Here is a 20,599-nt window from a genome sequence, read left to right as displayed (position 1 = left end):
ATTCTGCTCTCTGGCGGAGCTTCCAACGGCATTGTTATTTCAGAAGAGATACGCCGTTACTCTTGTTTCCTCCTACATATTGTAATGGAAGATGATTGATAAGGGGAGCGATGTAGTGGAAGCCCGCCCAAAAAATACATCCAACCACACCTGGATTATCAGCGATAAAGAACTGCTGTTCCATCACCGGATTATCCGCTCCGTGAAGGATTACCGTACATTCGTTCAGCGTAAACCTAAGGGCATCCGCTTGTGAAATGAGATACTTCTATTTGCTATCGTTGCTGCAAAATGAAAATCTGTATTCTTTTGCAATCCGCTTATTCACAGTTCGGTCTTGTGCTGGTATACCTCTCCTCCAGCCCTTTTGCTGGCTTACAGCAGAAGCAGCCTATTGTACACGAAAAACCGAGTACATTGGGCTGCGGCGGAGAGAAATGAGCCTATTGTACGTGAAAAACCGTGTACATTGGGCTGCGGCGGAGAGAAATGAGCCTATTGTACATGAAAAACCGAGTACATTGGGCTGCGGCGGAGAGAAATGAGCCTATTGTACGTGAAAAACCGTGTACATTGGGCTGCGGCGGAGAGAAATGAGCCTATTGTACGTGAAAAACTGTGTACATTGGCTGCGGCGCGGTGGTTTTATTTCGTGCATTTCATGCCCTTCCGCTCACTAATGCCATAACAAAAAGGCTGCCGGTTATCCGGCAGCCCTGGTTCCTGTTAAGTTGAAAACAACTCCGGCACAGTGATCGTGGACGCACATTTATTTTTTTCCAGCAAATGATCAAGCTCGGCAAATGAACCGGAGGATATGATCCCGCATAACCCTCTGTCTCCAGCCTGAATTTCCAGCTTCCACCGGTTCGTAGCAGGGTTGAGCCCCTTAAATTCACAGCGGGTAATTTCATCCCAGGGTATGAGCTCCTTGTTCAGGACAATGCCTTGCTTTCCGATATGCATCAGCACTCTGTCATGATTGATTACGGCAGGAAGGGCCGCTAAATATACATAATAGAACCAGTGGCTTATGAGCAGGTCACTCACTCCAAAGATATACAGCATCCACAGCACCGTAACTGTTATCAGATAGAGAAACGCCGTAACAAGCAGACCGCTATGAGGAATGAACAGAGCCGGGTCGTATACTTGTATCTGATTTTTCCCGGCTTTTTTAAATTTATATTGTTTATAAGCATGGAACAGAAAACATGGCATAATGAGGCAATAAGCTGCATTCAGAATCAGTATCAGTACGGAACCCCAAGTCATTCTATCGCTGCCTTTCTTTTTTACATTATCAGGGAGAGGCTGCAAGCCGCCAAAGCCCGCAGGATAGAATTAAATATAGTATAAAACAAGGGTTCCGCGAATATCTGCCGCTGTATATACTCATTTAAGGGAATGTGTGCTATTATGAAAAGCTACCTGTTTGCATATTGATCAAATTTCGTTGTTAAGCCAATTTTCGATCTCAGCGATTGTGTCCCCGTAACGATTGAGGGCATGTAATGTTCCTCCAACCTGTTCCGTCCCCGTCTGCTGTTCTTTTTCGTCTGTACATTCAATCCCCAGGGAACGCTTCAGGCTGTACTCCAGCCATCCTAATTTGCCTGAAAACCCGTTCTCCAGAACTGTTTTCCAATCTGCCTGCAGGGTTCCGTAATTCCTTGCATAACCGGCTATAAAAGCCTGAAATCTTTCTTTATTGATATTCCCGGTTCCATCCTCTGACCAGTACAGAGCCGTTTCAATCAGGTTTTGCATCGGATGAATGTAACCGGAAGCTTCCCAATCAATAAAAAGGGGGGTTCCGTCATTCCACATTACGTTTTTAGCATCCAAGTCCCAGTGGCTTATAACCCTACCTGAAGCGAGCCGTTCTGCTGCGTTATTCGCCTGTGCGTTCCAGCTGTAAAGAAGTTGGATATTTTCAGACAGCAGGTTCATCCACTGCGCATTATTTTTCTGCCCCAGATGCAAATAATGGTTCCAATCCGTTAGCTGTATGTGAGCCCCACCATTGTTAGTGATGTTTAATTCTGAAAAATCAACTTTATGAAGATCCGCTAGAACCCCGCCTATTATGTAACAATGAGCCGCGGTAATTTCGTCAGGCCTCAGGCTTCTTCCTTCAGTCCATTCAAACACAAGATAATGCTGACCATCTATGTTGTGCACGGCAGTACCCTGGAACCGTTGCGCTGGGAGCGCAGGAACATGCCGGGATGCAATTTCAGCAATCCGTTCTGAATCTATGAAGTTTTGCATGGCTGTTGGCCTGATCATAATTTGAGGATTCAATGCCTTGACTGCATATTTGCCCTGAGTCGTTACTATCATGTACATTCTGTGCAAGAGCCCGCCCGTAATAACCTCAGGAACGCCAACGATATCTCCAAGCTGCAGCATGCTGCATAACTTGTCAAACTGCAGATTGTATGAAGTGTCACTCATGGTCCGGTCCTCCTTTGTAATCGGAACTTTTATTGCAACCCCATGCAGCAAGAAAGCCCCGCATCCGCGGAGCCTTCTTCATCTGCTGCATCGTTCCCCTTACCTTCTAGCCCGCTCTGTATACAGCCGCCCGGCAAAGTCGCCGATCAGAAGGCGCATGGCAAGCTTGCTTGCCCATTCCTCCGGGATGCCGCTTAGCCCGTAGTAAGCTCCGGCAATCTGGCCGTAGACCGCACCAGTGGTGTCGGCATCATTACCCAGATTGACGGCGAGCAGTGCTCCCTCGGCGAAGCTTGATGATTGGTGAAAAGCCCACAGCGCCGCTTCCAGCGACTCCACCACATAACCCGAGCCCTGGATTTCCGGCGGCTCCTTCAGCTTATAAGAGCCGTTCCTGATATTAAGAATATGCGGGGTCAGCTGATTCTCAGTTATCCAGTCGCTGAAGGCTTCCGGGGCGAGCATTTCTTCCTTGCTCCAGCCGTGAAGCCCTGCAAGAATGTAGGCGGCCATCAGGCGGCAGGCTCCTACACATTCAGCAGCACCATGGGTGGTCCTCGAGCTGTGTGCTGCAAATTCTATGGCAGCGGGCGGGTCTTCCGCATAATACATGACTACAGGAGCAAGGCGCATAATGGAGCCGTTCCCGGCTGCCAGAGGATCCGCTGAGCCGCTGAAGGCTTCGCCGCCGGCCTCGAATTGCAGCAGTGCCGCCTGAGTAGCATTGCCGATGTCGAAGCATACTCCGGTGCTGCTCAAATGACCCTTCCGGAACCATTTCACATACCGCCGCATCTGGTCGGCGGGATCGAAGCCCTGCTTCGCCAGCAGGCTTTCCGCCAGACAGAGTGCCATGGAGGTATCATCTGTCCATTGTCCGGGCTGCAGTCCAAATACGCCGCCGCCCGTCATATCCGTAAGTGGTGTGAAGGTACCCGGGGGCTTGAACTCCACTGCAGTCCCGAGTGCGTCCCCGGTTGCCAGTCCCTGCAAACATCCCTGATAACGATCGGCAGTTCCTAACATTGTGCTCCTCCTTGTCTCTCAAGAACAGTCTGCCGCAGGGTGCGGAGGCTGCTGCACGAGCATGATCGCAACACTTTGCAGCTTATTATGCCTGTTCGCCCGGATAGACAAGTCCCCACTGCCTGCGGATCTGATCCAGCAGCTTAAGGATCGCTACAGATTCATCCAGCGTCATCACCGGACTTTCGGTAAGCCCGGCCTGAAGGCAGCGTCCGACTTCCTCGGCTTCAAAAGAATATCCGATCGAAGCACGGTCATCCTCAAACGTCTCCGCAAGCTCTCCTCCGATGTACAGCTCAGCCGACTTCGGATTGACCAGCGTGCCTTTGACAACAATATGGCCCTCTGTCCCGAATACATGGGCTTCCTCCAGCAGGTTCAGGCGGATGCCGCCGTTCAGGGAAGCTGATTTGCCGCCTTCATAAGACAGCAGCAGTGAGAAATGCTCATCCACACCTGTCTCGCCGATATGGACAGTGCTCGATACGTTCTCCGGGTGCGGTCCGAGAACCATCGACGCAAAGGATACCGGATAGATGCCGACATCCAGCAGCGCTCCGCCGCCCAGCGCCGGATTCAGCAGACGGCTCTCCGGATTCCAGCCGGCGCGGAAGCCAAGATCCGCTTTGACCAGCCGGACATCGCCGATCCGTCCGTCAGCGATCCACTCTCTAACCTTGACGTTGGCCGGAATATAGCGGCTCCACATGGCCTCCATCAGGAACAGCTTGTGTTCACGGGCGTAAGACACAAGCTCCTCCAGCTCACCGCTGTTCACGGTGAACGGCTTCTCGCATAATACCGCCTTGCCGGCACGCAGCGCGAGCAGCGCATTCTCTTTATGGAAAGGATGCGGAGTTCCAATGTAGACCGCGTCTACCTCCGGATCATTCACCAGATCTTCGTAGGTGGCATGCGCAACAGGAATACCGTGATTGCGGGCGAACTCATCCGCACTCTCCTGGGTCCGCGACCCTACGGCATAAGCTACACCGTTACTGGCATGAGCCAGGTCTGTTGCAAACTGATGGGCAATCCAGCCAGTGCTGAGAATTCCCCATTTTACCTTGTAAGCGTTGTCGTCTGACATTAACTTGCCCTCCTTGGTATCGTACATAGTCCTTATAATTCTATCAAAATGTGATAGGCGTATACAACAATTACCACAATAATAGGTTATACCATTTCGAACAGCGCGCAGACGCTGATTGAAGCAAATCCCAGCGTTACGAGCAGCGCGGCCGCATTCCAGATACGGTGCAGCACCGCAAGATTTTCAATATAGCTCCGGAAGAACATTCTGGTCAGGGCAAACCGCAGCAGCCTGATCACAATAAAGCCGAACCAGCCGAGCAGACTGAGCAGCAGGACTTCAACGCTGCTTTTGTTCACGAACCGGTCTGCTACATCCCCGTTATAATGAATAGGTACAAATACCGGCATCCGCGGATACAAAAACAGGTACAAAATGAATGGAATCATTGCCGCAATAATACTCAAGGACATTGTCAGTCTTCTTTTGAACATGAAGTCTCATCCTCCACCTGCAGCAGCAGAATACGCCGCTTGAATCCTCCCCGCCGCTCTGCCTTTTGTGCACGGATAGTTTCCAGAGCCCTGTCATCCAAGCCATGAATTTCTGCCAGCGCCGAGACTACCTCCAGCAGATCCGCCAGCTCCTCCGCAGCATCCTTGTCGTTCCCGGCTTCGAGGTATTCCGCAGTTTCCTCACGCAATTTGGCACGCAGCTGCTCTATGTATTCTTCTTGTTCCAATATTTTTGTAGTACATTTTTTTCCCTGGGGAGCTATGATATCCGGGATGCAGTCGCGTACAAGCTTATGATATTGCGGCAAAACAGATCACTTCCATTCTCAAAATATTCAATATGGGCAGGATTATTCATCCCGGGACTCGCCCAGCAGCTTTTCCACAAACGGGATATCTGCCGCCGCAAAAGTAAACTCCGCAAGCTCACCGGGCAGTACCCATCTGTAGGCATCATGATCAGTCAGCCGGATCTCCCCGTGTACATACTCCGATCTCCAGGCCCGGAGCCGGATCTGAACATCTCCATAATCATGCTCATGCACACCGTAATCCTCCACAGGCTGTATCCCGATGGCCATCTCTTCCATCAGCTCCCTGCACAGACAGGATTGGACATCCTCACCAGCCTCCAGCTTGCCGCCGGGAAATTCCCACAGTCCCGCCTGTGACTTGCCCTGCCTTCTTTTGGCAATAAGTATCCGCCCTTCTTTATTATGTATAATCGCAGCCGCTACTTCAATCATGCTATTCCTCCTATTTTTTCTTACGAATCATCTATTTCGTGCATACAAGCAAGATGTAATATTGTGGTACAATATGGTAATAAGTGATTCGCATTCTAGAATTCATCTTTTCTGCAGGAGAGATGGATTCTCCAGGGGAGGCTGTATGTGAAATCTATTTTCAAGCCGGATTCTTTCCACGATGAACCCAAACCGACCCAGTCCCTTAGTCTGCGCATTAATATATTTTTCTTCAGCACATTTATTATATTCTGCATTATTATTGTCCGTCTTGCCATTCTTCAGTTCGTGGAGGGACCCACGCTCTCCGAGGTAGAGACCAGCCGGGATACCAAAAACGTGCCGCTGGCCTCCATCAGGGGAACGATATTTGCCGCAGCAGGAGAAAAGCTGGCCTATTCCACTTCAGTGCAGACGTTATATTTTTCATTAACCAGTGATTTCCTGGCAACCTCGACCGACAAGGAGACCAAAATCACCTCACGCACCCCCGAAGCGGTCGCCAAAGCAGAGACTCTTGCCGAGAGCCTGGCAGCTGATTTCGCTAAATATGGTGCACAGGTGCCACCGGAAGAGGCCATGACCAAAGAGGCCATACTGAAAGCGATGGATCTGGATTCCAGAGTCTATTCGGGCTTCATGCTCCGGCCGATCAAACGCGGGCTTACGAAGGAAGAAGTCGCTTACTTCATGGAACACAAGGACAAGTATCCCAATCTCACGGTCATTGAGGAGGACGAGCGGCATTATGATCCTGACACTGTAGCAACGCAGACCATCGGGTATATCAAGCCTTTCAAAAAGTCAGGAAGCCTCAACATTTATATGAATATCCTCGCTGCAATGAAGAGGGATGGAGACCCGGGGCTGGCTTACAGAGACGATGAATTTGTCGGCTTTGACGGGCTGGAGCTGCAATACCAGAGAGAGCTGCGCGGCCGCAACGGATACCTGACGGTTGGCGTGAATGCCAAGAACATGTCCGAAGGCATCGAAGAAGTGGTACCTCCGGTGAAAGGCAACAACCTGTGGACGACCATCAACAAAAATATTCAGCTGAAAACAGAGCAGGCCATCCTTGATCAGATCAAATGGGTTCACAGCAATCCGGTGCAGGGGAAGGTTCATCCTGACGCCCTTACCGGCTACGCAGTCGCCATGGAAGTCGATACAGGGAATATTGTGGCGATGGCCAGCATGGAGGATTACGATACCAACCTGTGGACTTCCGGCGTGATGCCGGACGAGGTATGGAAAGAAAATAATCTGGAAATCAACAATAAAAACGGTACTATTACGCCAATTGCCTCCGGACGGTCCGGCCATAACTTTGAATCTACGGTCTTTTTAGGTTCTGTAATCAAGCCGCTGACCGTGCTGATCGGGCTGAATGAAGGTTTTATCACAACGCATACCCCTTATACGGATACAGGCAGCACCACCTTTGGTAAGGAAGGATACGAAACCACTGTCCGCAACTCCGGAAGCCATGCCTACGGGTTCTTCAGTTCTCCAGCCAAAGCAATCGAGAAATCCTCCAACGTCTTTATGATCGATATGATTGGGAATAAACTCTACGAGAAATACGGTTCCAAAGGCGTCGATGTATGGGATAAATATATGAAGGAGTTCGGGCTGGGTGCGGCCCCGGGCAGCGGCCTGCCTGGCGAACACAAAGGCCTGATCAATTACTTTGCTGAAGCCAAGTCCGGAAGCGCCCAATCCGCGCTGGTCTATGCTTCCTTCGGACAGCAGGGCCGGTATACAGTGCTGCAGCTCGCCCAATATGCCTCTACACTGGCTAATCAGGGCGTCCGGATCAAACCGCAGCTGGTCAGCAAAATTACAGACCAGGCGGGCAATACCGTCAAAACCTTCGGGCGGGAAGTGCTGAACGAAGTGAAATTTGACAAGGCCCACTGGCGGGAGGTCATCAAGGGGATGAATACATCCGTCAGTGCTTTTGAAGACTTTCCTTATGACTTTGCCCGCAAGACAGGGACTTCGCAGCAGCAATATACAGTTAAACGCACTAATTATCTGGCTGACAACGGCGTATTTATCGCCTTCGCCCCGCGTGAGAATCCAAAGCTGGCCGTAGCGGTAGTCATTCCCGAAGGGGGATTCGGCTCAAACAGTGCTGCACCGGTCGCCCGCAAAATTTTTGATGCATATGATTGGGAATACGGTCTAGACGGTGTGCCGAAGAAGAATATCCCCCCTGATAAGGATGCAGACAGCGGGACTGCAGCAGGTAATGAAGAAGCAGACACAGATGAGGATTAAGACATAGCCCAGAGGGTATACAAAGGGGACGTCCCATTCAGCCATTGTCCGGCTGTGAGACGTCCCCATCTTTATGTGAATTTGTCGAAGGTTACACACAGGCTTATTTGTTCAGTGCAAGCTCCAGGCGCACTTCAAGATTGTTCTCGGTTTCCAGCACGATCGAATGCGGATTCGCTAAGCCGAAATCCTCGAACGTTACAGTTGTTGTTCCCGAGAGCAGCAGCTGTCCGCCGCTGTACACTGCTTGAGACTGGAAAGTAACGTCCTTTTCCACACCTTTTACCGTCAGTGTACCCTGCATTTCTACAGGTACCGCTGTGCCTTCCGTCCACTCCGCCGGCAGCTCCGAGAAGGAGCTCACTACAAATGTAGACTGCGGGAACTCCGCAATGTTCAAATAGTCCGCACCTTTGACATGTTCGTCCCGCTGGCCGTTGCCGGAATCCAGGGCACTCATCTCCAGCGTTCCTTCACCCGTCATCGCAGCCGGATCCGCCAGATTCACATTCCAGGTCCCCGCAACCTCTTCATTGACAAAATTGACCGTTTCACGGGACGTCGTTACCGACCAGTATACCTTCGAGGTATCGGCGATGGTCCATGCACCATTCAACTGCTCTGCCGTGACTGCAGCGCCCGCTGTCTCCGCAGCATTTGCGGCTGCCGTCCCTGATGAATTGCCTGCTTGCGTCTCGGCTGGGATAACGGACTCGATTTCAACGTTATTGCCCAAGCTGTTGTTGAGTAAAATGAATGCTGTGATTGCCCCTGCGATAACGACTCCGGCGCCAACCCAGGCCCATGTTTTTTTCTTCATCCTTGTTCCCTCCATTTGTTTATCTTAGTGCCCCTATCGGCTTGTCCCTTATTCTAACAGGGCAATATGTCGGGAATAAGTCAAAGCAAGCAGGCACACAATGTGGTAAAATTGTCGTAATTTTCACTGGCCCGGAGGAGGCTTAAATCTAATGAAAACCATTTTAATTGTAGAGGATGAGGAAGCGATTGCCCGGGTGCTGAGCGTCTATCTGAAAAAAGCAGGCTATCACATTACCCGTGCCGCCGACGGACAAAGTGCGCTGGCCGCCTTCGAAGAAGCTCCGCCTTCTCTGGTCCTGCTTGATATTATGCTGCCGAACATGGACGGCTTTGAGCTGCTTGGGCTGATCCGTGAGAAGAGCAGCTGTCCTGTAATTATGCTGACAGCAAGGGACGGCATTAAAGACCGTCTGGCCGGACTGGACGGCGGTGCTGACGATTATATGTCCAAGCCTTTTATTCCTGAGGAAGTAGTGGCCCGCGTAAATGCGGTGCTCCGCCGCCCTTCCCAGTGGTCGGATGGCAGCCGCAAGCGTCATTATGGCAGCCTGTTTATAGATTTTTCAGCACATGCTGTTTTCCTTAACGGCGCAGAGGTCAACCTCAGCCCGCGGGATATGTCGGTAATGTTATTCCTCGCCGAACGTCCTAATCAGATTTGTACAAGAGAGCAGTTGCTTGAATATGTGTGGGAAATGGATTACGAGGGAAGTGACCGGGCCGTGGATCTGTCGATTAAAAGACTGCGTCAGGCGCTCTCCCACTGGCCTGCCGGGGAAGGCGAAATCCGTACGCTGAGAGGAACGGGGTATCAGCTATGGGTCACTTAAAGCTTCCCGGAAACAAACAGCGCACCTCCATTCTCTCGTACTGGACAGTCCGCTACCTGCTGATCATCAGTGTCGGGCTGCTGGTCACCGCACTGCTTACGTTCTGGTGGATACAGCAGGAAGCGATGAATAACCGGATGCAGACCACCGCCCTGCTGGCCCAGGAAATTGCCGACCGCAGCGTCAGCCCAGACGGCATTGTCAAAATCAGCCCGGGGCTGCAGAAGCTGGTCGAAGACCGCAAGCGTTTCTTTAAAGTTACGGTAGAAATGTGCGTTATCATTACCGGGCCTGAGGGCGAGCTGCTATTCTCGGAGCCAAAGCTAACCGATGAGGAGATGCGGCATAAGCTTAACGACAGCCTTACCGATGCGCGCAGCCCGGAATTCAAGGCGGCGTCGGCTGCCATTCAGGGAGACGGGGAAGCGCTCGGACAAGTCATTGTGCTCCAGTCCAAACGCTCCCTGCAGCATATTCCGCAAGAGGAGATCACTTTTTTCTCCATCATCATCATCTCCCTGATCGTCCTGAGCTGGCTGACGATCTATCTCCTGTCGGTCAAGCTTGCCAAGCCGGTTCAGAAGGTAGCCGCTGCCGCTGCCCAGATCAGCAGCGGGCAATATAACATCGTTCTGGATACGAATGCCAAGGAGCGGGAAATTCACGAGCTGCTGATCTCCTTTCAGGAGATGGCGGGTAAGCTGCAGCAGTTCGAACAGTCCCGGGCAGTCATGCTTGCAGGGGTCTCCCATGAACTGAAAACACCGGTCACTTCCATCAAGGGACTGGTTCATGCGGTCCGTGAGGGCGTCGTCGAAGGTGACGAAGCCGCTGAATTTCTCGATATCGCCCTGCTGGAAGCCGGACGGCTTCAGCATATGGTCGCCGATCTGCTGGACTATAATGCATTGACTGCGGGAATCGTCGCAGTCCGCCACGACAAGCTGGATGCCGTACCGCTGCTGGAAGAAATCGTGTATCAGTGGAAGCTGACCCAAAACGGGGAGGTCCTTGACCCTCTGCTTCATCTGCCCGGCAAACCTCTGCTGCTTCGGGGAGACCCGCTGCGCATCCAGCAGATTATTGTGAATCTGCTGAACAACAGCCTGCAGGCCGCGGTTCCCGGAACCCCGCTCCAGCTGACGGTCAGCCTTACTGAGGCTCCGCACGGAAACGCAGTGATCACTGTCACTGATAACGGGCCGGGCATTACGCCGGAGAACTGCGAAAAGGTATTCGAAGCCTTCTTCCGCGGCAGCGACAAGCAGAGCACGCTGCGCGGACTGGGACTTGGCCTGACCTTCAGCCGGCTGCTGGCTGAAGCGATGGGCGGAAGCCTTGCGCTTGATAGCAGACCGGAACCGGGCTGTACTTTTATCCTGACACTTCCGCATGCGCTGTAACACCGCTTCTATGCGGGAAGCGGAAGTGGTTTACTTTTACCCTGGCATGGTATAATCACTTGCACGTTAATCAACTACTATATGAAACCGTGAACCGGAGGCTGTATATGCTGACTTTTGAACAAAAAATGGCGATTCTCGATTCCTACCCCCAACTGGAACGCAAAGACGTGTCCCTTGGCCGGGTGAACTATCATTTTGAAGGCAGTCGGCATGAGAAAAAGACCGTCGCTTCCCATCTCCATCCGAACGGCAACGGATTTGTATATGCCGGGCTGCTTCGGGGCTATGAGACAGACAATAAAGGGCTGGTCAACATCCGCGATTACTCTGAGGCTGAGCTGCGTGAGCTGCTGGATGCATCAATCGCCTCATTATCCGCATACATTCCTGAAGCCCCCGCTCCAAGTAAAAGAAAGAAAAAAGCTGCTCCGGCCGCCGAGACAATTTGGGCTAACCCGGAAGGAAATCAGCTGAGTCTCAGATTTGAGGAGGATCTGTGGTACCTCTACGCCGGCATTCAGCTGGAGATGGCCTTCGAGACCGTCGGGGAAGCGGAAGAGTATCTGGCGGAAGAGGGATTTTCGCTGGTGCAGGAGTAAGGGGCTTTTGTGCCCTGGCTGCGCGAGCGGTTTGGCGGTATATACGGGAATTTTCCAGTTGATTTGGGCCTGCGCGGGTGATTTGGCGGAATGTACGGGAGTTTTCCCGTTGATTCCGGCCTGTGCGTGCGGTCTGGCCGAATATACGGGAATTTTCCCGTTGATTTCGGGCTGCGCGGTGGATTTGGTGGAATATACGGGAATTTTCCCGTTGATTTCGGACTGCGCGGGTGATTTGGCGGAATGTACGGGAGTTTTCCCGTTGATTTCGGGCTGCGCGTGTGGTCTGGCCGAATATACGGGAATTTTCCCGTTGATTTCGGGCTGCGCGGTGGATTTGGTGGAATGTACGGGAGTTTTCCCGTTGATTTTGGGCTGCGCGGTGGATATGAGAAATGAGTGAAGGGCTGTGTGGCGCTGGAGAGGTACTTTTACCTTTGATTTCGCATACAGTCCGCTTTCTAGCGAAATGAGAGGTACTTTTACCTTTGATTTCGCACACAGCTCGCTTTTTCGCCATATGAGAGGTACTTTTACCTTTGATTTCGAACACTGCCTGCCTTTTCGCCAAATGAGAGGTACTTTTACCCTTGATTTCGCACACAGTACGCCTTTCGGCTAAATGAGAGGTACTTTTACCTTTGATTTCGCACACAGCTCGCTTTTTCACCAACTGAGAGGTACTTTTACCTTTGATTTCGCACACATCCCGCCTTTTCGCCAAATGAGAGGTACTTTTACCTTTGATTTCGCACACTGCCACCTTTTCACCAAATAAGAGGTACTTTTACCTTTGATTTCGCACACAGCTCGCTTTTTCGCCATATGAGAGGTACTTTTACCTTTGATTTCGCACACTGCCTGCCTTTTCGCCAAATGAGAGGTACTTTTACCCTTGATTTCGCACACAGCTCGCTTTTTCGCCAAATGAGCGGTACTTTTACCTTTGATTTCGCTCACAGCTCGCCTTTTTACTAAATGAGAGGTACTTTTACCCGCCCTTCAGCTAAATGTGGAATGCAATCCCCAAGCAACACACTAAAAAGCCTGTACACCGCAGATTATGCGGGATACAGGCTTTTTGCATTTCACATAAGCTTATATGTTACTGCGCCGCCGGCATCGTTACTTCCTCTGCACTGAGCGCTTCCTCCGGCACCTTGATTTCGGTAATCTCATTGTGGCGGCTGATGGCGGCGTCCATATTCATTTGCATCTCGACGCTCTGTCCTTCAGCAGTCATGTCCATCGCCATAGATACCTTGGTCTGGGTCGGCAAAAAAGTTTCCTTATTTACTGCGGACATGATAGTCATGCTCTGGATATTCATTTGCTCCATCAGTGCGCCCATCTGGTTGTCTCCACCGGCCGCCTGATTCATATAGGTCTGGGCCAGCTCCTTGACGCTGTCACCGGAGACTTCGGCAGTTAATAAATAGTCATCGCCCTCTTCAGTAACTTTTGTATACTCAGTAAGGGTATTGAACTGCTCCAGCTGCTTCTCCGGATCAGCCTGCTGCTGAATGGAGGCCGTAATCTGCTCCGTCATCTCCGCCGGCAGCTTGACCCAACGTCCATTGGTATAGCTGTAGATCCCGTCTGCTGTAATGTACTGCTCAACATCCTGCTGCTGGCCCGCCATATTCGTCTGGACCGTCTGATGCATTTGCAGCGGCTCTTTGATAAATTCGGACTTCATTTTCATTTCTACATCCTGATTTTGGGATTCCTCTCCCTGCTTAATGGTAATATTTTGAACAATATTAGAATCCATAGCAAAGCTGGTCAGCTGGTCGCTGGCTTCTGTTGATTTCTGAATCAATTCTTCTACAGTAATAGGCCCTGATTGTGCAGCCTGTCCGGCGTCCGGTGCAGCAGAAGCTTCAGCTGCAGGTGAAGCGGTAGCTGTAACCGCCGCAGACGTGTTGTTAGCTGCAGCATTATCCTGCACTGCCTCATTGTTACCGCAAGCCGTGAGTCCGATGGTTAGCATAGATCCTAGTAATACTGTTGTTAGTTTTTTCAAAATGGTATTCCCTCCTAGTGTAATATGGCAGGCTTCCATGAACTGCCAAGCAAGTTATGTGAAGTATTTAACCAATGGAGGAAGCTTTCTAACAAAATATGTATTGGCCTGTCCGCGGCAAGCGCTGCCAAGCTGAAAAAGACTCCTATTAACACCAGGGAAATTGTGGTTAGATAGAGGAAGAAAAACTATTCTATATGGGAAGAAGCGTGGGCGCGCATGGCTTTTGAAATTGTAGAGGCTACTATTCCGGAGATTCAGGCTGCACTTGCTGCAGGAGAGATTACTTCCAGACAACTGGTGCTCAAGTATTATGAACGCATTGCCGATCATGACAAAAACGGCTTGACGATTAACTCGGTGCTGGAGATCAACCCGGATGCGCTGTTCATCGCTGAAGCTCTCGATGCTGAACGCTCGCTTCATGGCCCGAGGGGGCCGATGCACGGAATTCCGGTGCTGCTGAAAGATAATATCAATACAGGGGACAAAATGCATACAAGCGCAGGGTCATTGGCTCTTGCGGATTCTTTTGCGGGTGAAGATGCGTTTCTGGTAACAAAGCTGCGGGAGGCCGGGGCGATCATTATGGGCAAAGCCAACATGACGGAGTTCGCCAATTTTATGACAAACGGGATGCCGACAGGCTACAGCTCACGCGGGGGGCAGGTGCTGAACCCGTATAATATCTCCACACCGACAGGCGGCTCGAGCGCCGGATCTGCGGTAGCGGTAGCCTGCAATTTCTGCACCGTCTCGGTAGGAACGGAAACCTCCGGCTCCATTCTCAATCCCGGCAACCTGGGCTCCATCATCGGAATCAAGCCCACAGTAGGATTAATCAGCCGCTCCGGTATTCTTCCGCTGTCCAATACCCAGGATACGGCCGGACCGATGGCAAGAACCGTGCGCGATGCCGTGCTGCTGCTGAATGCCATGCTGGGGCAGGACAGCAAAGATGCTGCGATGGGCAGCAATCCGGGGAAGGTCCATGAAGACTATACTGTTTTTCTGGATGAAGACGGTCTAAAGGGCGCAAGAATCGGCATTCCGCGGGATTACTATTTCGAGGAGCTGACGGATGAGCAGCTGGCGCTGTTCAACGCTTCCGTAGACAAAATGCGCGAGCTGGGGGCAGTCATCATTGACCCTGCCGATATCAGGACAGCGCGTGAAATCAAATACTCCTCCGTTGTGCTCAATGAATTCAAGACTTCGCTCAACGCTTATCTGGCGCAGCTTGGTCCGGGAGCACCGATGCGCACGCTGAAGGATATTATCGATTTTAACCATGCCCATCCTGTAGAAACGCTGCGTTACGGGCAGGCGACGCTGATCTCTGCTGAATATACTACCTCCGGCACGCTAACGGAACCACAGTACCTCCGTGACCGCATAACCGATCTTCAGCTCTGCAAGGAAGAGGGGATCGACGCCACCATGAAGGAGCATCAGCTTGACGCGCTGCTGTTCCCCGCCGATTTTGGTTCACGGATCACCTCACGCGCCGGTTACCCTTCAATCGTCGTACCTTCCGGTTATACTTCGGCAGGCGCACCCTTTGGCGTAGCCTTCTCAGCCCGGGCTTACTGCGAGCCGCAGCTGATCAGGCTGGCCTACGCTTATGAACAGAATTACAAGGTCCGGAAGGCACCTTCCCTCCGCAGCTTTATCTGAACCCTGCTCCTGTCAGTCCGCAGCTATGCCCATATGCCTGTTGCCTGCATGCGACAGGCCCCAGGTGCGCACTTCATAGCTGCGGATTCCAGAAGTCACATAAGGATCACGCCGGGCAATCTCCTCCGCTTCCTCGCGTGAAGCCGCGCGCACAATAACCATCCCGCCCGGGTAATCGCTGAACGGCCCGCATAAGACAAGCTGGCCGCTACGCTCCAGCTCCTGCAGATGCCGTACATGCTGCCGGATGATCTCCATATCCCTGCGGTCATTCTCCGTCTTGTCCAGCAGAATTACATAACAAATATCCTCATGGTAATCCAGCGTATCCGCCTGTCCCAACCTGGAACCCTCCTCATTCATAATCACGCATATTTTCTTCATCGGCTATATTCTGAATCTCCTCGGCATGCATCAGATAGAGCTCGTAATCGCCCTCAGCATGCAGCTTTTGTGCCCGTTCCTTAATGAACTTCGGGCTGCCCTCAGCAGCATCCTCATCATAGAAGAGCAGAATACCGTCACTCTTGCGGAACAGCAGATCGTCCCTGGCCCGGAACTGCCAGCTTCCGTCATACGGCGCATTGCTGACCGCACCGTAATAATCCGCCCCGGCCACGATACGCCGGTATTCATTCTGCTTCTCCTCCTTCCACTTCTCCTCCGGTGCCGCGTGGGCCGTAATAATGCCGAGCTTAAGGGCGGGATACTGCATTTTCAGCTCAAGCACCACTTCGCATGCCCAAAGATCGACTCCGTACTGGCCCGGGGTAATCACCCACTCCAGCCCCTCCTCCACGAGAGGAAGCAGCCGGTGTTTGAGTGCTTTTTTAATATAAGGAATCCCTTGGTGCTTGCTGTCAAAAATCCCGAGCTCATGCGCACGGTAGCCTGTTACGAGTAAGGTTTTCATAGGATGCCTCTTTTCTGAACGGGAAGCTCTGTATTTCTCTATATGATGATTATATACCATTTGCCCTTTCCAATTCTCCGCGGAAAACGGATGCACTCCTTATAAATCAGGGGCATCCGTTTTTTTCATTTTTTTTCGCAAAAAATGACTAAAGCTAAGCAATCCTTGGAAAACTTCATTTACGCAGCTGTTATGGCAGCAGTCCACTTTGAAAGCTGGGGTTGATTCTATTGCTCTCAACATTCATATCCTACATCCCCGGCTGGGCGGTTTGGGCTCAGGCTGGAGCGGCTCTGCTGGTTCCCTTGCTGGCATTGGCTTCATACAAAACCCTCTATTCCTATGTAGGCAGCGGGGGACAAGCCTCGCCCGGAGAAGACAAGTCTAACCGCAAACCTCAGCCACAGCCTGAAAGCCGGCAGACGTCTTCTGCCGCAGCAGATTTCAGCGGGAATATTGACACTGATCTGGAAGCAATCCAGTCGGTGATCGGCGGGAACAGTGATTTCAGCTTCAGGAAGTTCACTTTCACAAAGCTGCAGAGACAAGGAGTCCTGATCTATGTGGATGGCATGCAGAATGACAGGCAGCTTAACCTGCAGGTGATGCAGTTCCTGATCAATGAAGCTGACTTCGGGTCTTTAACTGCTGCAGGAATCGCGGAGCGGCTGCCCTTCAGCAATCTTACCGAGACCGCCGATTTAAATAACTTTAACAAGTCTATCCTGTTCGGACATGCTGCACTGCTGATTGAAGGATTGCCAAAAGGATTGCTGATCGAACTTCCGGGCGGTGCCAACCGTCCTATCGGAGAGCCCGTCTCGGAGGCCCTGCTGCGCGGTCCGAGGGTAGGCTTTACGGAGGTATTGAGTGAGAACACCGCCATGCTGCGCCGCCAGGGATTCAGCGACAAGCTGGAAATGCGCTCGTACCGTTCCGGCACGGTAATCGAAAAGGATCTGGTAGTCGCTTTTATAAAAGATATTGTGAATCCGGAGCTGCTGAAGGAAGTAGAGACCCGGATATCCAAAATCGATATCGATTTTCTTGCAGAATCGGGATATATTGAACAGCTGATTGAAGATAACTATTTAAGCCCGTTCCAGCAGACACAGAATACCGAGCGTCCTGACAGGGTCATCAACGCCCTGCTCGAAGGACGGATCGCCATTCTGCTGGACGGATCGCCGTTCGCCCTCATTGTCCCGGTTACATTCAGCATGCTGCTGCAGTCTCCCGAGGACTATTACGAACGCTGGCTGCCGGGCTCACTCCTCAGAAATCTGCGTTTCTCAGCTGCCTTTCTGGCACTGATGGCACCTGCGCTGTATATTTCCTTTATTTCCTTTCATCCCGGGCTCATTCCTACCGAGCTGGCCATCTCGATTATCAAGACCCGGCAGGGGGTACCCTTCCCCTCCCTGATTGAGGTGCTGATTCTGGAAGTATCTATTGAGATTCTGCGGGAGGCGGGCATCCGGCTTCCTAAGCCGATCGGCCCGGCGATGGGTATCGTCGGCGGTCTGATTATCGGCGATGCTGCGGTTCAGGCCGGGATTGTCAGTCCGTTTCTGGTTATTGTTGTAGCGGTTACTGCCATTTCATCGTTTTCCATCCCGATGTACAGCGCCGGGATCACCCTTCGTATTCTCCGTTTTGTAGGTATGCTGTTTGCAGCATGTCTCGGCATGTTCGGAACAATTCTGTTCTTCCTGCTCATCTGCAGCCACCTTACCAGGCTGAAAAGCTTTGGTGTGCCGTACCTGACACCGGTCTCACCATTTCGTGTAAAGGACTGGAAAGATATATTCATCCGCGTTCCGCTTTCCCTGATGAAAAACCGGCCTGCCATGATGAAACCTCAAAAAAGCAAACGGAGAAACTAATCCATATTTATAAAAGGAGCCCTGCCATGTTTACCCGTACAGATGATAAAATTACAGCTTCTCAGGCTGCGGTATTCCTGAACAATGCCGTGCTTGGCGCAGGCATACTTACGCTGCCGAGAAATGTAAGCCAGAGCGTCAAAACTCCGGACTCCTGGCTGTCCGTACTGCTTGGCGGAGTCATTGTTCTGCTGGTCGTTGCGCTGATGGTCAAGATCAGCCAGCAGTTTCCCGGAAAAACGGTGTTTCAGTATGCTGCGAAAATTGTGGGCAGGGTTCCTGGTGCATTGCTGTGTCTGCTGCTGGTTGTCTACTTTCTGGTTGTTGCCGGCTTTGAGATTCGAACACTTGCTGAGGTTACGCTGTTTTTTCTGCTGGAGGGCACACCGATCTGGGCTATTGTCCTGCCTTTTATCTGGCTGGGGATTTATCTCGTGTACGGGGGGATCAATTCCATGGCCAGAGTCTTTCAAATCGTGTTCCCCATCAGTATTATGATCCTGCTTATCTCGTTCGCGTTCAGCTTCAGGCTTTTTGATATTAATAATCTGCGCCCGGTGATGGGCAGCGGTATTCTTCCTGTGATCAGCGGCCTGAAATCAACTGTCCTTGTCTACACCGGCTGTGAAGTGGTTATGATACTCGTAGCATTCATGCAGGACCCCCGGCAGGCGCTAAAAGCAATGCTTACCGGAATCGGCATTCCGGTATGCCTGTATTTTATAACAGTGGTGATGGTGATCGGGGGCATTTCTATTGATTCGGCAATTACCAGTACATGGCCCACCATTGATTTGATCCGCAGCTTTGAAGTTACGGGGCTGTTCTTCGAACGTATGGAGTTTCCGCTCATGGTAATCTGGCTCATGCAGATGTTCTGTAATTTCAGCAGCTTCTTCTTTCACGCCTCTTTAGGCGTCTCCCAGATTTTCCGTCTGCCTATTCATCCGGTTATTTTCGCGCTTGTTCCGGTCATTTATATTTCGGCGATGGTCCCCAAGTCTGTACATGACCTGTTCACTCTCGGTGATGCGATCGGCAAAATGGGAATTGTACTGTTCATTCTGCTGCCGCTGCTGCTTTCAGTTATTTGGCTCATCCGCAGGAAAGGATTGAAGCAGCATGTATAAACGCATAATCCCCCTCTGCCTTTGCCTACTCCTGTTAACGGGTACGCAAACCGGCTGCTGGAGCAGTAAAGAGATCGAGGATCTTGCCCTCTATGCCGGTCTTGCACTTGACGTAGGCGAGCTGACTCCTACAGAACAACTGCTGGAGGAAAGAGGAAGCACCTATTCCAAACAGAACAAAATTACGGCCACCATCCAGATTGTACCGACCAAATCGACGGGCGGACCAGACAAGCAGAGCAGCAGCCAAGGCAAAGCCTATATTAATTTGTCGGGAACCGGGGATTCCGTATTCGAGATTTTCCGTAATTTCTCTATCCGTAACGAACGCCCGATTATCGGGCATCACCTCAAGATTATTGTAGTTTCAAAGGAACTGCTTAAGCGGCAAAAAATGGATGAGGTCATGGATTTTGTACTCCGTGACAACGATATCCGGCCAAGTACAATGGTTTTTATCAGCCAGGGACGGGCAATGGATACGCTTGTGTCCAAACAGCCGGAGGAGATTCCCACCTTTCATATCAAGGAAATGATCCGCAATCAATACAGGACAAGCAAGGTGATGCAACCAGTCATTTTATCCGAGTTGGACGGGCTGATGCATTCGAAAAGAAGTTATGTCCTGCAGAACCTGGTCATGGCAAAAGGCAGTATGGAGTTTGCCGGTGCAGCAATCGTTAAAGGAGATACCGGACATTGGGTTGGAGATCTGGACCAGGAGGATACGCAGTGCCTGTCCTGGCTGGCCAATAAAGGCAGCAGCGGCGCAATAAAGGCTTATGACTGGGACAACCATCCCATGACTTATGAAATGAAATCAATGAAGAGCAAGATCAAATCAAAGGTAGACGGGGACGAGATTTCATTTGAGGTTGCGGTTCAAACCGAGGGGCGGCTGATTGAAACCTGGAATACCACCGAATACGCCACCTCGAGTGCCTATGCGGAAAAAGTCGGCGGTATCTTTGAAGACAGGCTTAAGCAGATGATGGACCAGCTGATTCAGAAGCTCCAGAACGAATATAAAACAGATGTCTCCGGCTTCGGAGAGGCACTGGGCATCCAGCATCCGGCGGTATGGAAGAAGGTTAAAGACCAGTGGGACGACATCTTCAGCCGTTCCAAAATCACTTTTAAATATGATTTGAAAATCACGGATTTCGGTTCGTTTACCCAGTAAGATTGTAAAAAAGCGGCGACCTTCCTGTAAAGGAAGCATCGCCGCTTTAATATGCTGAACA

22 protein-coding genes are annotated in these 20,599 nt (G+C 51.3%); 10 read left to right on the top strand and 12 right to left on the bottom strand.

Annotated elements, in window-relative coordinates; all coding sequences use genetic code 11:
- The first annotated feature begins 91 nt into the window (after positions 1-91).
- On the top strand, positions 92-256 hold the full coding sequence (locus C2I18_RS16495) for a hypothetical protein (protein ID WP_249896852.1): 165 nt from the start codon (positions 92-94) through the stop codon (positions 254-256).
- A gap of 470 nt (positions 257-726) precedes the next feature.
- On the opposite strand, the gene C2I18_RS16490 is transcribed toward C2I18_RS16495, so the two are convergent.
- The 7 genes from C2I18_RS16490 to C2I18_RS16460 form a co-directional block, all read right to left on the bottom strand.
- Positions 727-1,275: a hypothetical protein gene (locus C2I18_RS16490; protein ID WP_249896851.1), complete on the bottom strand. Its 549-nt coding sequence runs from the start codon at positions 1,273-1,275 to the stop codon at positions 727-729.
- A gap of 171 nt (positions 1,276-1,446) precedes the next feature.
- Positions 1,447-2,460: a phosphotransferase gene (locus tag C2I18_RS16485; protein WP_249896850.1), complete on the bottom strand. Its 1,014-nt coding sequence runs from the start codon at positions 2,458-2,460 to the stop codon at positions 1,447-1,449.
- Between the two features lie 99 nt (positions 2,461-2,559).
- Positions 2,560-3,486 carry an ADP-ribosylglycohydrolase family protein gene (locus tag C2I18_RS16480; protein WP_249896849.1) on the bottom strand — a complete coding sequence of 309 codons (927 nt, stop codon included), beginning with the start codon at positions 3,484-3,486 and terminating at the stop codon, positions 2,560-2,562.
- An 85-nt stretch (positions 3,487-3,571) separates the two neighbouring features.
- Complete coding sequence (locus C2I18_RS16475) at positions 3,572-4,576, bottom strand: Gfo/Idh/MocA family protein (RefSeq protein WP_249896848.1); 1,005 nt, start codon at positions 4,574-4,576, stop codon at positions 3,572-3,574.
- 86 nt (positions 4,577-4,662) lie between these two features.
- Positions 4,663-5,013 carry a DUF1648 domain-containing protein gene (locus tag C2I18_RS16470; protein WP_249896847.1) on the bottom strand — a complete coding sequence of 117 codons (351 nt, stop codon included), beginning with the start codon at positions 5,011-5,013 and terminating at the stop codon, positions 4,663-4,665.
- Positions 4,995-5,342, bottom strand: coding sequence for a nucleoside triphosphate pyrophosphohydrolase (locus C2I18_RS16465; protein ID WP_249896846.1), 348 nt, complete (start codon positions 5,340-5,342; stop codon positions 4,995-4,997). Before C2I18_RS16465 ends, C2I18_RS16470 begins: the two co-directional genes overlap by 19 nt.
- A 42-nt stretch (positions 5,343-5,384) precedes the next feature.
- Positions 5,385-5,780: a (deoxy)nucleoside triphosphate pyrophosphohydrolase gene (locus C2I18_RS16460; RefSeq protein WP_249896845.1), complete on the bottom strand. Its 396-nt coding sequence runs from the start codon at positions 5,778-5,780 to the stop codon at positions 5,385-5,387.
- 147 nt (positions 5,781-5,927) lie between these two features.
- Between C2I18_RS16460 and C2I18_RS16455 the strand changes: the two genes are divergently transcribed.
- Positions 5,928-8,066 (top strand): peptidoglycan D,D-transpeptidase FtsI family protein, encoded by a 2,139-nt coding sequence (locus C2I18_RS16455; RefSeq protein ID WP_249896844.1) that lies wholly within the window; start codon positions 5,928-5,930, stop codon positions 8,064-8,066.
- 103 nt (positions 8,067-8,169) lie between these two features.
- Here C2I18_RS16455 and C2I18_RS16450 read toward each other — a convergent pair whose 3' ends face one another.
- Positions 8,170-8,886, bottom strand: coding sequence for a YceI family protein (locus C2I18_RS16450; RefSeq protein ID WP_249896843.1), 717 nt, complete (start codon positions 8,884-8,886; stop codon positions 8,170-8,172).
- Between the two features lie 151 nt (positions 8,887-9,037).
- Here C2I18_RS16450 and C2I18_RS16445 point away from each other — a divergent pair, with 151 nt between their 5' ends.
- The 4 genes from C2I18_RS16445 (at position 9,038) to C2I18_RS16430 (ending at position 12,126) form a co-directional block, all read left to right on the top strand.
- Positions 9,038-9,718, top strand: coding sequence for a response regulator transcription factor (locus C2I18_RS16445; protein WP_249896842.1), 681 nt, complete (start codon positions 9,038-9,040; stop codon positions 9,716-9,718).
- Positions 9,706-11,121: a sensor histidine kinase gene (locus C2I18_RS16440; protein ID WP_249896841.1), complete on the top strand. Its 1,416-nt coding sequence runs from the start codon at positions 9,706-9,708 to the stop codon at positions 11,119-11,121. Before C2I18_RS16445 ends, C2I18_RS16440 begins: the two co-directional genes overlap by 13 nt.
- A 107-nt stretch (positions 11,122-11,228) precedes the next feature.
- Complete coding sequence (locus C2I18_RS16435; protein ID WP_249896840.1) at positions 11,229-11,723, top strand: hypothetical protein; 495 nt, start codon at positions 11,229-11,231, stop codon at positions 11,721-11,723.
- A gap of 31 nt (positions 11,724-11,754) precedes the next feature.
- A complete protein-coding gene (locus C2I18_RS16430) occupies positions 11,755-12,126 on the top strand; it encodes a hypothetical protein (RefSeq protein WP_249896839.1) in 372 nt (123 codons plus the stop codon).
- 263 nt (positions 12,127-12,389) lie between these two features.
- Here C2I18_RS16430 and C2I18_RS16425 read toward each other — a convergent pair whose 3' ends face one another.
- Complete coding sequence (locus C2I18_RS16425; protein WP_249896838.1) at positions 12,390-12,683, bottom strand: hypothetical protein; 294 nt, start codon at positions 12,681-12,683, stop codon at positions 12,390-12,392.
- Between the two features lie 145 nt (positions 12,684-12,828).
- On the bottom strand, positions 12,829-13,749 hold the full coding sequence (locus C2I18_RS16420; protein ID WP_249896837.1) for a DUF6612 family protein: 921 nt from the start codon (positions 13,747-13,749) through the stop codon (positions 12,829-12,831).
- Between the two features lie 219 nt (positions 13,750-13,968).
- On the opposite strand from C2I18_RS16420, the gene C2I18_RS16415 reads away from it, so the two are divergent.
- The gene (locus C2I18_RS16415) at positions 13,969-15,426 is read left to right on the top strand and encodes an amidase family protein (protein ID WP_249896836.1); all 1,458 of its coding nucleotides are present in this window, start codon (positions 13,969-13,971) and stop codon (positions 15,424-15,426) included.
- A gap of 12 nt (positions 15,427-15,438) precedes the next feature.
- Here C2I18_RS16415 and C2I18_RS16410 read toward each other — a convergent pair whose 3' ends face one another.
- Positions 15,439-15,768: a YciI family protein gene (locus C2I18_RS16410; RefSeq protein ID WP_249896835.1), complete on the bottom strand. Its 330-nt coding sequence runs from the start codon at positions 15,766-15,768 to the stop codon at positions 15,439-15,441.
- Between the two features lie 13 nt (positions 15,769-15,781).
- Complete coding sequence (locus C2I18_RS16405; RefSeq protein WP_249896834.1) at positions 15,782-16,339, bottom strand: SLOG family protein; 558 nt, start codon at positions 16,337-16,339, stop codon at positions 15,782-15,784.
- Positions 16,340-16,569: 230 nt separating this feature from the next.
- On the opposite strand from C2I18_RS16405, the gene C2I18_RS16400 reads away from it, so the two are divergent.
- Genes C2I18_RS16400 through C2I18_RS16390 form a run of 3 tightly spaced genes read left to right on the top strand, consistent with a single transcriptional unit; the run spans position 16,570 to position 20,538 of the window.
- Positions 16,570-18,225: a spore germination protein gene (locus tag C2I18_RS16400; protein WP_249896833.1), complete on the top strand. Its 1,656-nt coding sequence runs from the start codon at positions 16,570-16,572 to the stop codon at positions 18,223-18,225.
- Between the two features lie 26 nt (positions 18,226-18,251).
- Complete coding sequence (locus C2I18_RS16395; RefSeq protein WP_249896832.1) at positions 18,252-19,355, top strand: GerAB/ArcD/ProY family transporter; 1,104 nt, start codon at positions 18,252-18,254, stop codon at positions 19,353-19,355.
- On the top strand, positions 19,348-20,538 hold the full coding sequence (locus tag C2I18_RS16390) for a Ger(x)C family spore germination protein (protein ID WP_249896831.1): 1,191 nt from the start codon (positions 19,348-19,350) through the stop codon (positions 20,536-20,538). Before C2I18_RS16395 ends, C2I18_RS16390 begins: the two co-directional genes overlap by 8 nt.
- Positions 20,539-20,599 lie beyond the last annotated feature (61 nt).

Origin of the sequence: Paenibacillus sp. PK3_47 (assembly GCF_023520895.1) — a bacterium.
In the GTDB taxonomy this organism is placed as follows: Bacteria; Bacillota; Bacilli; order Paenibacillales; family Paenibacillaceae; genus Paenibacillus_AQ.
Note: the sequence above shows the minus strand (reverse complement) of the source record. Positions and strands in the feature narration are given on the sequence as shown.

What these genes read in the sequence shown, in the direction of transcription:
- C2I18_RS16395 (WP_249896832.1), top strand. Translation starts at nt 18,252, where the DNA reads ATGTTTACCCGTACAGATGATAAAATTACAGCTTCTCAGGCTGCGGTA.
- C2I18_RS16440 (WP_249896841.1), top strand. Translation starts at nt 9,706, where the DNA reads ATGGGTCACTTAAAGCTTCCCGGAAACAAACAGCGCACCTCCATTCTC.
- C2I18_RS16415 (WP_249896836.1), top strand. Translation starts at nt 13,969, where the DNA reads ATGGCTTTTGAAATTGTAGAGGCTACTATTCCGGAGATTCAGGCTGCA.
- C2I18_RS16495 (WP_249896852.1), top strand. Translation starts at nt 92, where the DNA reads ATGATTGATAAGGGGAGCGATGTAGTGGAAGCCCGCCCAAAAAATACA.
- C2I18_RS16480 (WP_249896849.1), bottom strand. Translation starts at nt 3,486, where the DNA reads ATGTTAGGAACTGCCGATCGTTATCAGGGATGTTTGCAGGGACTGGCA.
- C2I18_RS16435 (WP_249896840.1), top strand. Translation starts at nt 11,229, where the DNA reads ATGCTGACTTTTGAACAAAAAATGGCGATTCTCGATTCCTACCCCCAA.
- C2I18_RS16470 (WP_249896847.1), bottom strand. Translation starts at nt 5,013, where the DNA reads ATGTTCAAAAGAAGACTGACAATGTCCTTGAGTATTATTGCGGCAATG.
- C2I18_RS16485 (WP_249896850.1), bottom strand. Translation starts at nt 2,460, where the DNA reads ATGAGTGACACTTCATACAATCTGCAGTTTGACAAGTTATGCAGCATG.
- C2I18_RS16405 (WP_249896834.1), bottom strand. Translation starts at nt 16,339, where the DNA reads ATGAAAACCTTACTCGTAACAGGCTACCGTGCGCATGAGCTCGGGATT.
- C2I18_RS16490 (WP_249896851.1), bottom strand. Translation starts at nt 1,275, where the DNA reads ATGACTTGGGGTTCCGTACTGATACTGATTCTGAATGCAGCTTATTGC.
- C2I18_RS16450 (WP_249896843.1), bottom strand. Translation starts at nt 8,886, where the DNA reads ATGAAGAAAAAAACATGGGCCTGGGTTGGCGCCGGAGTCGTTATCGCA.
- C2I18_RS16460 (WP_249896845.1), bottom strand. Translation starts at nt 5,780, where the DNA reads ATGATTGAAGTAGCGGCTGCGATTATACATAATAAAGAAGGGCGGATA.
- C2I18_RS16390 (WP_249896831.1), top strand. Translation starts at nt 19,348, where the DNA reads ATGTATAAACGCATAATCCCCCTCTGCCTTTGCCTACTCCTGTTAACG.
- C2I18_RS16475 (WP_249896848.1), bottom strand. Translation starts at nt 4,576, where the DNA reads ATGTCAGACGACAACGCTTACAAGGTAAAATGGGGAATTCTCAGCACT.
- C2I18_RS16445 (WP_249896842.1), top strand. Translation starts at nt 9,038, where the DNA reads ATGAAAACCATTTTAATTGTAGAGGATGAGGAAGCGATTGCCCGGGTG.